14 protein-coding genes are annotated in these 13,775 nt (G+C 34.5%); 7 read left to right on the forward strand and 7 right to left on the reverse strand.

Annotated elements, in window-relative coordinates; all coding sequences use genetic code 11:
* Positions 1–18: 18 nt before the first annotated feature.
* Complete coding sequence (locus ACFQ1K_RS07050; RefSeq protein WP_320555513.1) at positions 19–714, reverse strand: tetratricopeptide repeat protein; 696 nt, start codon at positions 712–714, stop codon at positions 19–21.
* Positions 715–830: 116 nt separating this feature from the next.
* A complete protein-coding gene (locus tag ACFQ1K_RS07055) occupies positions 831–1,763 on the reverse strand; it encodes a peptidylprolyl isomerase (protein ID WP_320555514.1) in 933 nt (310 codons plus the stop codon).
* 107 nt (positions 1,764–1,870) lie between these two features.
* On the opposite strand from ACFQ1K_RS07055, the gene ACFQ1K_RS07060 reads away from it, so the two are divergent.
* Entirely contained in the window at positions 1,871–2,293 is a 423-nt protein-coding gene (locus ACFQ1K_RS07060; RefSeq protein WP_320555515.1) for a hypothetical protein, read from the forward strand.
* 48 nt (positions 2,294–2,341) lie between these two features.
* Here ACFQ1K_RS07060 and ACFQ1K_RS07065 read toward each other — a convergent pair whose 3' ends face one another.
* From ACFQ1K_RS07065 to recQ, 3 genes are all read right to left on the reverse strand, one after another.
* Complete coding sequence (locus tag ACFQ1K_RS07065; protein ID WP_320555516.1) at positions 2,342–2,746, reverse strand: putative quinol monooxygenase; 405 nt, start codon at positions 2,744–2,746, stop codon at positions 2,342–2,344.
* 150 nt (positions 2,747–2,896) lie between these two features.
* Positions 2,897–4,075, reverse strand: coding sequence for an aspartyl protease family protein (locus ACFQ1K_RS07070; RefSeq protein WP_320555517.1), 1,179 nt, complete (start codon positions 4,073–4,075; stop codon positions 2,897–2,899).
* 188 nt (positions 4,076–4,263) lie between these two features.
* Complete coding sequence (gene recQ, locus ACFQ1K_RS07075) at positions 4,264–6,465, reverse strand: DNA helicase RecQ (RefSeq protein WP_320555518.1); 2,202 nt, start codon at positions 6,463–6,465, stop codon at positions 4,264–4,266.
* Between the two features lie 87 nt (positions 6,466–6,552).
* On the opposite strand from recQ, the gene ACFQ1K_RS07080 reads away from it, so the two are divergent.
* The 4 genes from ACFQ1K_RS07080 to lptB all read left to right on the forward strand — a co-directional run bounded on the left by ACFQ1K_RS07080 (position 6,553) and on the right by lptB (position 9,496).
* On the forward strand, positions 6,553–7,518 hold the full coding sequence (locus ACFQ1K_RS07080) for a KpsF/GutQ family sugar-phosphate isomerase (protein ID WP_320555519.1): 966 nt from the start codon (positions 6,553–6,555) through the stop codon (positions 7,516–7,518).
* Entirely contained in the window at positions 7,518–8,342 is an 825-nt protein-coding gene (gene tatC / locus ACFQ1K_RS07085) for a twin-arginine translocase subunit TatC (protein ID WP_320555520.1), read from the forward strand. The genes ACFQ1K_RS07080 and tatC overlap by 1 nt, the downstream gene beginning before the upstream one ends.
* Complete coding sequence (locus ACFQ1K_RS07090; RefSeq protein ID WP_320555521.1) at positions 8,335–8,682, forward strand: carboxymuconolactone decarboxylase family protein; 348 nt, start codon at positions 8,335–8,337, stop codon at positions 8,680–8,682. Before tatC ends, ACFQ1K_RS07090 begins: the two co-directional genes overlap by 8 nt.
* Before the next feature lie 73 nt (positions 8,683–8,755).
* Positions 8,756–9,496 carry an LPS export ABC transporter ATP-binding protein gene (lptB, locus tag ACFQ1K_RS07095; RefSeq protein ID WP_320555522.1) on the forward strand — a complete coding sequence of 247 codons (741 nt, stop codon included), beginning with the start codon at positions 8,756–8,758 and terminating at the stop codon, positions 9,494–9,496.
* 309 nt (positions 9,497–9,805) lie between these two features.
* Here the strand turns inward: lptB and ACFQ1K_RS07100 are convergent, their stop codons facing one another.
* Both ACFQ1K_RS07100 and ACFQ1K_RS07105 read right to left on the reverse strand, forming a co-directional pair.
* Positions 9,806–10,609 (reverse strand): TerC family protein, encoded by an 804-nt coding sequence (locus ACFQ1K_RS07100; RefSeq protein ID WP_320555523.1) that lies wholly within the window; start codon positions 10,607–10,609, stop codon positions 9,806–9,808.
* Positions 10,610–10,627: 18 nt separating this feature from the next.
* On the reverse strand, positions 10,628–11,386 hold the full coding sequence (locus ACFQ1K_RS07105; RefSeq protein ID WP_320555524.1) for a CDP-alcohol phosphatidyltransferase family protein: 759 nt from the start codon (positions 11,384–11,386) through the stop codon (positions 10,628–10,630).
* A 142-nt stretch (positions 11,387–11,528) separates the two neighbouring features.
* On the opposite strand from ACFQ1K_RS07105, the gene ACFQ1K_RS07110 reads away from it, so the two are divergent.
* Both ACFQ1K_RS07110 and ACFQ1K_RS07115 read left to right on the forward strand, forming a co-directional pair.
* A complete protein-coding gene (locus ACFQ1K_RS07110) occupies positions 11,529–12,599 on the forward strand; it encodes a putative type IX sorting system protein PorV2 (RefSeq protein WP_320555525.1) in 1,071 nt (356 codons plus the stop codon).
* Positions 12,600–12,612: 13 nt separating this feature from the next.
* The gene (locus ACFQ1K_RS07115) at positions 12,613–13,773 is read left to right on the forward strand and encodes a lipoprotein N-acyltransferase Lnb domain-containing protein (protein WP_320555526.1); all 1,161 of its coding nucleotides are present in this window, start codon (positions 12,613–12,615) and stop codon (positions 13,771–13,773) included.
* The last annotated feature ends 2 nt before the right edge of the window (positions 13,774–13,775 follow it).

Here is a 13,775-nt window from a genome sequence, read left to right on the forward strand (position 1 = left end):
TAAAAATGTAATAAAGTTTTAATGTTTAGCCTCATAAGCCTTTATATAGCGATTAGCACGAGAGTTTCTTGGATTTATATCTAAAGCTATTTTGTAATTAGTGTAAGCTTGTAAACTATCGCCACTTCTTAAATACGCATCTGCTAAACTATCATAGACATTACTGCTATCAGGATGTAATTTGGCATTTAACTGAAAAATACCGATCGCTTTTTCGTATTCTTTTTTGTTTAGATACTGATAACCCTTTCGATTAAAGTCCCATTCGTTGATGTAAGAACTTGTGGAATCTTGTTTTTTAATTTCTAAAAATCCTTCAAGAGCTTTATCGTAATTACCCGCCTCTAAATACTGACTTGGTGTTTTATAATCGTCATCTACCTTCAGGTAATCGTAAGTCACCTCATTTGTCTCTTCATTTATTACCGATAAATACCGCTCCTTTGTTTCTGGATGCTTTACAAATTGAAACTTTTTGTACATATCCGGAACAAAAAATTCATTTTCGGCTAATGCCACAGGAACCATGTCGCCACCCTTCCAATTTAGTTTTAAGGTATTGCCGTCATAGTAAACCAAGATCAATTCATCTGGATTGTATAGGTATTTCCCAGATGTTTGTTTTTTGAATTCCTCAGAATATTCAATGGATCTTGAGCAACTCAAACTAAAAAATGCAAGTAAAATTAAAACAGTTATGGCTTTCAGTTTCATTTTGGCAGGATGATTGATTTGTTGAAAATAAAAAAAGTCTCACTAAAAGTGAGACGATTTTATTTGAATTTTGTTACGGAATCTGACTTCAAAAACCTATGTCTGATAATGAAGAGTTATTTCGTATCCATTAATTCTACATCAAAAACTAATGTTGCATTCGGTGGAATAACACCTCCAGCTCCAGCAGCTCCATAGGCTAAATCACTAGGAATTACTAATCGCGCTTTATCGCCAACGTTTAGCAAGCAAATCCCTTCATCCCAACCAGGAATGACCTGACCAACTCCAACCTGAAAATCTAAAGGTGAATTTCTCTTGTAAGAGGAATCGAAAACGGTACCATCTGCTAACTGACCTTTATAGTGCACCGATACCATATTGCCTTTTTCTGCTTTTTTTCCATTCCCTTTTTGAATGATTTTATAGCGCAACCCTGAAGGGGTTTCATCAAAACCAGCAGCTAGTTTATCCAGCTCTGCTCTGGCAGTTTCACGCTCTGCAGCAACACGCTTTTCACGTTCACCCTCAAACGTTCTAAACGCTTCTATGGCATTGAATTTTTGAGCAGCCTCTCCTACTCTAATAATTTCAATTTTCTCAATCTTATCACCTTGCGCAATGGCATCAACAACATCTTGTCCTTCAACCACATTACCAAAAACGGTATGCTTACCATCTAACCACGGTGTTTCTACATGTGTAATAAAGAACTGACTTCCATTAGTACCTGGACCAGCATTTGCCATAGAGAGTTTGCCAGGGGCATCGTGTTTTAAGTCTGGATGAATTTCGTCATCAAATTTATAACCAGGATTTCCTGTACCGGTTCCTAGTGGACAACCACCTTGAATCATAAAATCTGGAATAACTCTATGAAAATTTAATCCGTCATAATAAGGTGTTCCTTGCGGTTTTGCTGAATTTTCTAAATTACCTTCGGCCAAAGCCACGAAGTTACCTACGGTACCTGGGGTTTTTTCGAATTCTAAGTTGACTAAGATCTCCCCTTTTGAGGTGTTGAATTTTGCGTATAATCCGTCTTGCATTGTAATTTCTTTTGTTTAAGGCTGCAAAGATAGTCAATGATTTATGATTTACGAATTTAGATTTGTGAATTGATTTATTAAACTTAGTTTTGTCAAAACTAGATTTTATGGGTTTTTCACTTTCAAAATTTTTTGGTAAAACAGAAACAAGCGAAGATTCTATTGAGGCCATCATCGCTTCCGTAGAACACCAAGCTTATGGTGTTTCAGACAGCAACGTACTTTTTGCAGGGCTCAACGAACTAGGTGGTTATTTCTTTTTTCAGACCATTATTGTGGGCACATTGAATGTGAAATGTAAAAATGGCGCTAAACTTACTTTTAAAGGTGAAAACTTTGAACTCACTCTAAATTCAGATTCGCTTGAATTTGAATCGCATCATACTGAGATAAAAGGACGTTATGTAACTAATATCGATTTTCAGATTGAAGAGAGCGATATTAAAGCGCTTCAAGAGGCTACATTGTCTGAGACCCTTTTAAATATCAAAAAGGAACAACTCTTTTTCACAAAATATATCGCACCATAAAGCAAACCGCAAGCTAACGATTAAAACTATTGAAGTTTAACGGTCTTATTAAAAGGTGTGCTTCACTTCCCAAAAGGTTACTTCCGGAGGTCCTGTTAAAAAATTTACGGAATTGGCCATGAATTCTTTCAAATGGTCAGTATTCATATGCTCGTTATTATAATACGATGCATCTTTCCATTCTTCATAAAGCATAATATTTGTTTCGTCTTTTGGATCAACATGTAGCTTTATAGAAATAAAGTTAGGTTCTTCCTTAACTTTATCAATTAGCTTAACGAACTGGTTAACTGAATACTCACCTTTATCTTTCTGAGTTTTAAATTTTAAAACTACAATGACTTTTTCTTCAGAATCTATCGTTCGTTTTTTAGAGGATGGTAGCCACCCTACCATGGTTAGTGTTAGGGCTGCAAGAAATACAACTACTGTCAACTTTTTAATTGTTCTCATATATAAAGTGTATTTTGGTTAATGTTTGTTTTAAGGTAAGCCCTACAGATATGGGAAGATTTATATAAAAGAAGCTCATTATATAAATTTAAAAGTTATTTGTTTAGCGATAGTTCTCTTGACATTTCAAATGTTTTAAACAAGAAACATTTATAATAATCTTTTTAACTCTATATTTACTTCTTTTCGTTTTCCTTCCCCATCAATAAGAACAAGTTTACAGCTTTGACCTTCTTGTTTTAATAGCTCTCGATATTTTTCTATATCGTCCGTTGTAATGTCATTAACTGAGATTAATTTATCTCCCTTTAACACACCTTTATCATAAGCCATACTATTCTTCTGTACCCTACCTATTACAATGACACCATCCTCTTTTTTTAATTTTATGCCACTTAATGGAAACTCAAATTTTTTGGAAAAGTTATCATTCGGTTTTAGATAGATGTTATAATCGGTATAATCCAATATAATATTAAACCTACTAATAACCTTAGCACCCAAAATACCCAAATAGTCTTTATAACTGCTTACACCTTCTTTATCGTTAGCCAATGAAATTACCATATCCTCTAAGGTAAATGCCCCAATATCTAAAGACTTAATAGCTATATCTTCAGAAATGGATTTTGAACTTAAATTTTCGGTTTCGGAAATTATACTACGCTCTACTTTTTCGTTTAGTTTATATCTTTTATTATATGGCGTATTTATGCTAAGGGTAAGTGCAGCTCCACTATCAAAAAAAATGGTGCCAGTATAATTTTCATTGTTATTTAATGTTAGGGAAATATCAAACTGTGGTATGGGAATACCGCCCTTAAACTGAAACGGAATACGAGAGTAACCTTCTGTTTTTACTTCATTTAATTTTTCAAAAAACTGAATAAGCTTGTAGTCATAATCTATTTTTGTGATGTAATTTCTAAGCAAGCTGTAACCTATTATACCATCAAAATTTCGTTCTAACTTGTTTTTTAATCTGGTAAGGTCTACGAGTATTAGATTACTAATATCAAGACTTATTGTATTTCCCAAATTTAATTTTTGATTTAGAACAATATCTACGGATGTTATTCCCCCAGCACCACTTGCTTCTTGCTTATAATCAGGCTTTAACCCTAAACTTTTAGCAACTTCGGTATCTAGGACATCATAGGACGCCCCTGTATCAAAAACGAAAGTATGATTTTGAGTGTTATCGTTGATATTAACCTCTATAAGGATGATATCATTTTTCAGTTGAAAAGGGATTTCATGAATTTGAGCTTTTAAAACTTGAATGCCCAAAATGAAAAATAAAATAATATATGTGAATTTTATTTTCATATGAAATTGATTAATTTCCAAGAAACATTTAACCTTAAATTATGGATTCAGTATTATTACTTGCTGAAAATATCTCCTTTAAAACCTTACAAAAATTAGTATTTCAATTTTTGAGATTTTCTCATCGGTTTCAGATATGAAAACCATAAAAATATTCATGGATTGCACAATACACAGACGAAGTAAAATTAATTAGCCACTTCGCTAATAAACTTAATGCGATACAGGCGCAATTCTTCATCGTCATAGTCCCCATCAAATTCTTCAATGGCATCAGAGATTTTGTCGCTATCAGAGTCCATGAAGTAATCATGAATTTCTTCTTGCTGGTCTTCGTCCAAAATTTCGTCTATCCAATAATCTATATTCAATTTGGTTCCAGAATAAACAATAGATTCCATTTCGCCAATAAACTCTGGCATCTCCATACCTTTTGCCGAGGCAATATCATCTAAAGGCAATTTTCTATCTACGTTTTGTATAATGTAAAGCTTAAGTGCAGAATTAGAACCTGTAGATTTAACGACCATATCATCTGGCCTAACAATATCGTTTTCTTCAACATAATCTGCAATAAGATCTATAAAGTCCTTACCGTATTTTTTAGCCTTGCTTTCCCCTACACCATGAACATTAGATAGCTCATCTATAGTAATCGGATATTTTAGTGCCATATCTTCTAAAGAAGGATCTTGAAAGATTACAAATGGTGGAACACCAAGCTTCTTTGCATTACGTTTTCGTAAATCTTTAAGCATCGTCATCAATTGCTCGTCCGCAACTGCTCCACCACCTTTAGAGTTAGTGATAATTCCATCGTTTGAATCCTCATCATACACATGGTCTTCTGCCATCATAAATGACTTCGGATTTTTAAGGAAGTCCTTTCCTGTATCACTTAGACGCAGCACTCCATAGGTCTCGATATCTTTCTTTAAAAGCCCAGCTACAATCACCTGGCGTATGAGTGCCATCCAATAACGGTCCTCCTTTGCTTTACCAATACCAAAAAATGGCTGTGCATCAGTCTTGTGCGAGGAAATTAAAGCATTGGATTTTCCAATAATCACTTGCACTAAATCTTTGGCCTTATACTTTTCATTGGTTTTATTGACGGTATCTAAAAGGATTTTGACATCGTTCTTAGCTTCGACCTGCTTTTTAGGGTTGCGAACGTTGTCATCCATATCACCTCCTTCGCCAGTTTCATTATCAAACTCTTCACCAAAATAATGAAGGATGAATTTACGTCGAGACATTGAGGTTTCTGCAAAAGCAACGACTTCTTGGAGTAAAGCATGACCAATCTCTTGTTCTGCCACAGGTTTACCAGACATAAATTTTTCGAGCTTTTCGATGTCTTTATACGCATAAAATGCTAAGCAATGGCCTTCACCTCCGTCGCGACCAGCTCTACCTGTTTCCTGATAATAACTCTCTATACTTTTCGGAATATCGTGATGGATTACAAACCGAACATCTGGTTTGTCAATGCCCATACCAAATGCTATGGTTGCGACAACCACATCTACATCTTCCATTAAGAACATATCTTGATGCTTTACCCTTGTTTTTGCATCTAAACCAGCATGATAGGGCACCGCTTTAATTCCATTAACTTGAAGTACCTGCGCAAGCTCCTCTACACGTTTTCTACTTAAGCAATATACAATACCAGATTTCCCTTCATTTTGCTTTATAAAGCGAATGATATCCGCATCTACATTTTTGGTTTTGGGCCGTACTTCATAAAACAAATTTGGTCTGTTAAAGGAGGCCTTAAAGGTAACCGCATCCGTCATACCTAAGCTTTTTAGAATATCTTCTTGCACCTTAGGTGTCGCTGTTGCAGTCAGCCCTATAATAGGAATATTGTCACCTATTCGTTTTATAATGTGTCTTAAGTTTCTGTATTCGGGTCTAAAATCGTGTCCCCATTCGCTAATGCAATGTGCTTCGTCTACAGCCATAAAAGAGATTTTCTGAGTCTTCAAAAAATCTACATATTCCTCTTTTGTTAACGATTCTGGCGCTACATATAAAAGCTTTGTAATTCCGTTGATAATATCGTCTTTAACACGCTTTACTTCGGTTTTATTTAAAGACGAGTTTAAAACATGTGCTACACCATCATGCTCTGAAACTGCTCTTATGGCATCCACTTGATTTTTCATTAAAGCAATAAGTGGAGATACCACTATGGCAGTACCATCTTTTATCAAAGCTGGTAATTGGTAACAAAGCGATTTTCCACCACCTGTAGGCATAATAACAAAAGTGTTATTACCTTCTACAACATTTTTTATAACTTCTTCTTGTAGACCTTTAAACCCAGAAAAACCAAAGTATTTTTTTAGTGCGGAGTGTAAGTCAATTTCTGCAATACCCATTAATCCCTATTAGTATTTTATATACATTTGCATAACCTTAAAGATAACAATTTCTTTAAATCTAGAAAACACATTAAAAAATTAGTTTTGAACACTGTTTCGTCCATTTTAAATATTGCAAAAAGCACCATTGAACTTGAAAGCAAAGCCATCAGTCATTTATCGGAATTGCTTACGGATGATTTTGCAAATGCCGTGAAACTCATATATGAATCTAAAGGTCGAGTGATTATTACTGGTATTGGTAAAAGCGCTATAATTGCCAATAAAATTGTAGCTACCCTAAACTCTACTGGAACACCAGCTGTTTTTATGCATGCGGCAGATGCTATTCATGGTGATTTAGGATTGATTTTAAAAGATGATGTGGTGATTTGCATTTCTAAAAGTGGAAACACACCAGAGATTAAAGTATTAGTACCTTTAATAAAAAATGCTCAAAATAAAATGATTGCCATAACCGGTAATAAAGAGTCTTTCTTAGGGCAACAAGCCGATTTTGTTTTAAATGCTTATGTTGAACAAGAAGCCTGTCCAAACAATCTAGCACCTACTACGAGCACCACAGCACAATTAGTAATGGGTGATGCGTTAGCGGTTTGTTTATTGGAGTTAAGAGGATTTTCTAGCAACGATTTTGCTAAATACCATCCAGGTGGCGCCTTGGGCAAAAGATTGTATCTAAGGGTCAGTGATCTTTCTTCTCAAAACCAAAAACCACAGGTGAGTTTAAACGCAAGTTTGAAAGAAGTCATTGTTGAAATTACCGAAAAAATGTTGGGTGTAACTGCTGTTGTTGAAGCAGATGAAATTGTTGGTATTATAACCGATGGCGATCTACGTCGTATGCTGAGTAAGAGTGATGACATTACCAACCTTACCGCTAAGGATATAATGAGTAACAACCCGAGACGTATAGCTGAAGATGCCATGGCAGTAGACGCTAAAAAACAGATGGAAGGTTTTGGTATTTCGCAATTATTGGTTGAGCATGAAGGGAAGTATGCTGGCGTTGTTCATTTGCATGATTTAATAAAAGAAGGCATTATATAATGGCAAAAAAGCGTGTAGATGAAATGTCCTTTTTAGACCATCTTGAGGATTTAAGATGGCATTTAATAAGAGCCACCTTAGGTGTTGTTATTGCTGCAACCTTAGCTTTTATCTTTAAAGAGTTTGTTTTCGACGTCATTATTTTTGGACCAACTCATATGAGTTTCCCTACCTATGAAGGCCTATGTAAAATGTCGCAAATCTTAGGTATAGAGGACACCACATTCTGTGCAGATAAATTTCCATTTATTATCCAAAATAGAACAGTTGCCGGACAGTTTTCAGCTCACATCTGGACATCCATATATGCAGGTTTTATTGTGGCTTTTCCTTATGTACTTTATCAATTATGGAGCTTTATAAGTCCTGGGCTAATGCCAAACGAACGAAAAAACTCAAGAGGGTTTTTAATAATAGCTTCGGTTTTGTTTTTCCTTGGAGTGTTGTTTGGATACTACATCATCACACCACTATCCATTAACTTTTTAGCAAACTACCAAATCAGTGAACAGATTTCTAATGAGTTTGACGTTAGTTCTGTCATTGCTATTGTAAGATCCTCTTCATTAGCTTCTGGTTTTGTGTTTGAGCTGCCAATCATCATCTACTTTTTAACCAAAGTTGGCTTGGTAACCCCACAATTTTTAAGAACATACAGAAAGTATGCTTTAGTAATCGTATTAATATTATCGGCAATTATCACGCCACCTGATGTTGCCAGTCAGGTTATTGTAGCCATACCTATTTTAATATTATATCAAGCAAGTATTTACATTTCTACTTTAGTGGTTAGAAAACAAAAAAGAAAACAGAAACATGTCTAATATCGTTGAAGAATTTAACACCTATCGTTCTAAAATGAACGACAAAATCCTCGCTGACAATAATAAAATTGTAAAGCGTATTTTTAATTTGGACACCAATGCATTTGAAGCCGGTGCTTTAGACAAAAAAACTAAAGAATTACTTGGACTAGTTGCTTCGACAGTACTTCGCTGCGACGACTGTGTCAGGTATCACTTGGAAGCCTCTTACAAAGAGGGTTTGAGTAAAGCCGAAGTTAGTGAAGCACTTGGAATTGCTACTTTAATTGGTGGCACTATAGTTATCCCACATTTAAGAAGAGCACACGAATATTGGGAAGCCCTTGAAGATCAAGGTTAAACTTTTTATAAATATAAAGTTAGGATAATAGGTTCTTTATGAATTTGTTATTTTTAGCGCTCATAGCTAAAGTATGAAGTTACGTGCAGAAAATTTGATGAAGTCCTATAGTGGACGTAAAGTAGTAAAAGATGTTTCGCTTGAAGTGAATCAAGGAGAAATTGTGGGTCTACTTGGTCCTAATGGTGCTGGTAAAACCACTTCATTTTATATGATTGTTGGGATCATCAAACCTAATGGTGGAAATATCTATTTAGACAATACCAACATTACTAAATTTCCTATGTATAAGCGCGCACAAAATGGTATTGGTTATTTGGCACAAGAAGCTTCCGTATTTAGAAAACTGAGTATTGAGGATAATATTTTGAGTGTGCTTCAGCTTACCAAATTGAGCAAGAAAGAACAACATGCCAAAATGGAGTCTTTAATAGAGGAGTTTGGTCTAGGTCATATTAGAACCAACCGTGGAGATTTGTTGTCTGGTGGAGAACGTCGTCGTACTGAAATTGCAAGAGCATTAGCAACTGATCCGAACTTTATTTTGTTAGATGAGCCTTTTGCAGGTGTTGACCCAGTCGCAGTAGAGGACATTCAGCGCATTGTTGCAAAACTGACTAAAAAGAATATCGGCATACTCATTACGGACCATAATGTTCAGGAAACCCTTGCTATAACAGACAGAACATATCTAATGTTTGAAGGAGGTATCTTAAAAGCTGGTAAACCAGAGGAACTTGCCAGTGATGAAATGGTGCGCAAAGTCTATTTAGGCCAAAACTTTGAGTTACGAAAAAAGAAATTGGAATTTTAGACTAATCCATTTTCTTTAGCTTTCTTCTTACCCTTTTGAATCCTAGTATTATTAAATACAATAGAGCAGATTGAATAAGTAAATTCACCATCCAAAATATAGCTCTAACGTACAAGCTTTCATTAACATAAAATGGTAATCTTCTGTGAATGACACTTATTGGAAGGCTGAAAATTGAAATTATTGGATTTGTAACTGAAGTTAAATCACTATTACTTTTTGTAAGCTGAACATCCAAAAAGATGATTAAAAATTGCAACACCATAAATATTAAAAAAATGACGAGTACCGGTCTTAGCTTTAGTTTTTTCATTTTTTACTGATTTCTTGTTTTATTAAATTTTTCTGATAGCGTCCCTGAACCACATCAACCACGACCAGTATGGCAATAACAAAATAAAATGTTGTTTTGCTCATTGGTACAATTTCATTTCCAAAGATTCTTAAGTGGGCTAAATGCCCTCCTTCGGTAATTAGCATAATTCCCACAATAAATAAGATAAACAGTCCCAGAACCTCATACATTCTATTTTTAGATAAAAATGTAGAAATCTTATCGGCAAGCAACAACATTAAAAGTCCACTAATAACAATAGCTATGGCCATAACAATAAAAGCTGTTGTAGAGTTGTCTATATCACTTGTTAAACCAATAGCTGCCAAAATAGAGTCAAAAGAAAAGACCAAATTCATGATTACGATACTCACCACAACAGCATTAGCAGATTTAGTGCCCTTTTCTGTTGCCATTTGGTCTACTGTAAGATCTTTAGTTGAAATCATATGCCAAATCTCCTTAATAGCGGTATAAATGATAAATCCACCACCTGCAAGAACTATAAGACTGTGACCATTAAAGGCAAAATCTAAAACATCTTCGATATGACCTGTTAAAAAAGAGAATGGTTCTTGAAAATACCCTATAACAGAAACCAATACAAAAAGTAAAACTATTCTGAGTACAATGGCAATTAATATACCAACCTTTCTTACATGTTTCTGCTTATCTAAAGGCGCCTTTTTAGATTCTAAAGAAATATAAAGTAGGTTATCAAAACCTAGTACTGCTTGAAGCATGACTAGCATTAAGAGTGTAAAAATAACTTCTGCCATGTTTTAGTTTGTTATGTATTAGTGTATGTTTTTTTGGTCTATCAAAGACATTAAAATGTAGAGTAAAATAATCAAGGGTATTGCTGCAAACTGCAACACCACCAAGGTCACCAAGCATAGGAATAAAAAAACATACCTCACTGCATTAGTCTTAAAACTCCAATCCTTAAACTTAAGGGCAAATAATTTAACCTTAGAATTGAGGAGATAACAGCTTAAAAACGTTAATGCAATTAAGAACCATTTATTGATGACTATGCTATTCATAATGTCATTATTCTGATATTCTAAAATCAATGGTAATGCTAATATCAATAAGGTATTCGCTGGTACTGGCAATCCTTTAAAGTAAGTCTGTTGGTCTTCATCTAAGTTAAATTTTGCCAATCTATAGGCTGATGCTAACGGAATAAATAAACCTACTAATGGCAACAAAGACATTTTAAATCCCTGCCAATGAAAAACGGAATTCCAGCTTTCGGTGTAGGACCCATAATCTGGACTATCAATTGTTAATGAGATAAGCTTAAACATAATGATACCTGGCACTACTCCGCTCGTCACTAAATCTGCTAAAGAATCCAGCTGTATACCCAAAGGACTCTGCACCTTGAGTTGTCGAGCGAGCAAACCATCAAAAAAGTCTAAGAAGATACCCAAGAATACAAAAAAAGCAGCAACGATAAAATTACCATATACTGCAAATATCACAGCGATACAGCCCGAAAATAAATTTAGAAGTGTAACTAAATTAGGTATATGACGCTTTAAGCCCATAACTCTATTTTTTGTAAAAATATAAAAGTATTTGGGCTTAGACTGTTATTTTTTCATTTTGTAGTTCCCAATAAACAATAAGAAGGTGTTTTTGAAGTTAAATAGATAGAAAAATTGTGCATCTTTGTAAAAAATTTTGCTGTTGAAAAATTACATTGTAATTCTCTTAGCACTTATAACCTATGTAGCTACGGCACAAACCACAAGGAAATATTCTAACGAATTTATGAATATTGGTGTAGATGCTGCTGCTTTGGGTATGAGCAATGCTGTGGTATCTCAAACTGCCGATGTGAACTCTGGATACTGGAATCCAGCGGGATTGGTACATCTTGAGGATAATCAGCTTGCTCTTATGCACTCAAGTTATTTTGCCAATATTGCCAATTATAATTATATCGCCTATGCCATGCCATTAGATGATCGAAGTGCCGTTGGCCTCTCACTTATAAGATTTGGTGTAGACGATATTTTGGACACTACACAATTGATAGACGATCAAGGTAATATTAACTATGACAGAATCAGCACCTTTTCAACTGCAGATTATGGGCTAACATTTTCATATGCCAGGAAACTACCGCTAGACGGTCTTAATTTTGGTGTTAACGCCAAAATTATACGACGTATTATTGGAGATTTTGCATCCTCTTGGGGATTTGGTCTTGATGCTGGCATTCAATTTGAAAACAACTCTGGCTGGAAATTTGGGTTAATGGCAAGAGATATTACAACAACTTACAATGCCTGGTCTATTGACGAAGAAAAGTTTGAACAGATTAGTGGAGCTGTTGAAGGACAAAATCAGGAACTACCCGAAACTACAGAAATAACCATTCCTAAATTAGAGTTGGGCATGTCTAAAAAATGGATTTTTAATTATGACTATTCATTATTAGCTGCTGCAAACCTTAATATCCGGTTTGAAGAAAATAATGATGTACTTTCTACATCATTTGCAAGTATCAATCCTGCTTTGGGCTTTGAGTTTGGATATACGGATTTGGTTTTCCTAAGAGGTGGCTTAGGAAATTTTCAGAATGAAAGACAAATTGATAATTCTGAGGATTTAACTTTTCAACCTAACTTTGGAGTGGGCTTTAAATACAAAGGCATACAAATTGATTATGCCTTCACCGATATCGGAGACCAAAGTGCTGCATTGTATTCTAATGTATTTTCTTTGAAGATAGATTTTAGTATTTTTAGATAGTTAACAATTATATATGAAATTAAAACTATCGCTCTTAACCTTTTTCTTTGTTTCATTATCCTTTGCATTTCAATTTCAATTATCTGAAGATTCTGAGGTCTCGATTTTGACCTTTGGACCAGGATCATCTCTAAACGATGCTTTTGGCCACAATGCCTTTAGGATAAAAGACAATACCAAAGGCATTGATCTCGTTTATGGCTACGGTCAATACGATTTTGATGCACCCAACTTTTATTTAAAATTTGCAAGGGGTAAATTAAACTATCTTATCAGCAGACATTACTATTCGGATATTCTTAATTACTATTCAAGCGTAGACAGAACAATTAAAGAACAGGTTTTAAACTTTTCTAAACTTGAAAAGCAAAGACTTTTCAATTTTTTAGAGAATAATTATAAACCTGAGAACAGAAAGTACCTTTATGACTTTTTTTATGATAATTGTGCTACCAAAATAAGAGATGTCTCCAATAGCGTAACTGACAATTCAATACTTTACAATACGCCACCAAACTTTGAACCGAAGACGTTTAGACAGCTTATTTACGAACATGTAGATAAAAATTCATGGGGAAGCTTTGGAATTGATTTAGCTTTAGGTTCTGTTGTGGATAGAACAGCTACAGCCAATGAGTATATGTTTTTACCTAAATATATTTATTCCTTCTTTGAAGTTTCAAAGCGTAAAGACAATAGTGAATTGGTGAAATCCTCGAAGGTTATCTATGAGAAAAGAGAAGAAAATTCATCCAACTTTTTATACAGTCCATTATTAATTTTTGGTCTGGTCTCATTAGTTATACTTTTTATAACTTATAAAGACTTCAAAAACACCAAGCGCACTAAATGGTTAGATACCATTTTATTTTCTATTACAGCATTAGTAGGTATTGTACTTCTGTTTTTATGGTTTGGGACCAACCATACGGCGACATGGCAGAATTATAATTTACTTTGGGCCTTCCCATTGAATATTCTTATTACTGTGCAATTAATGAAAAAAGAGCCCAAGAAATGGTTAAGGAGTTACCTTAAGTTTTTAGTTATTATGCTTTCTCTTTTAACGCTGCATTGGATTATTGGTGTACAGATTTTTGCAATTGCTCTAATACCTATACTTGTTGCTTTAGTGGTAAGATATTATTTTCTAATTTACCATCTTAAAAATTAAAG

Origin of the sequence: Winogradskyella aquimaris (assembly GCF_042676105.1) — a bacterium.
GTDB classification, from domain to species: Bacteria; Bacteroidota; Bacteroidia; order Flavobacteriales; family Flavobacteriaceae; genus Winogradskyella; species Winogradskyella aquimaris.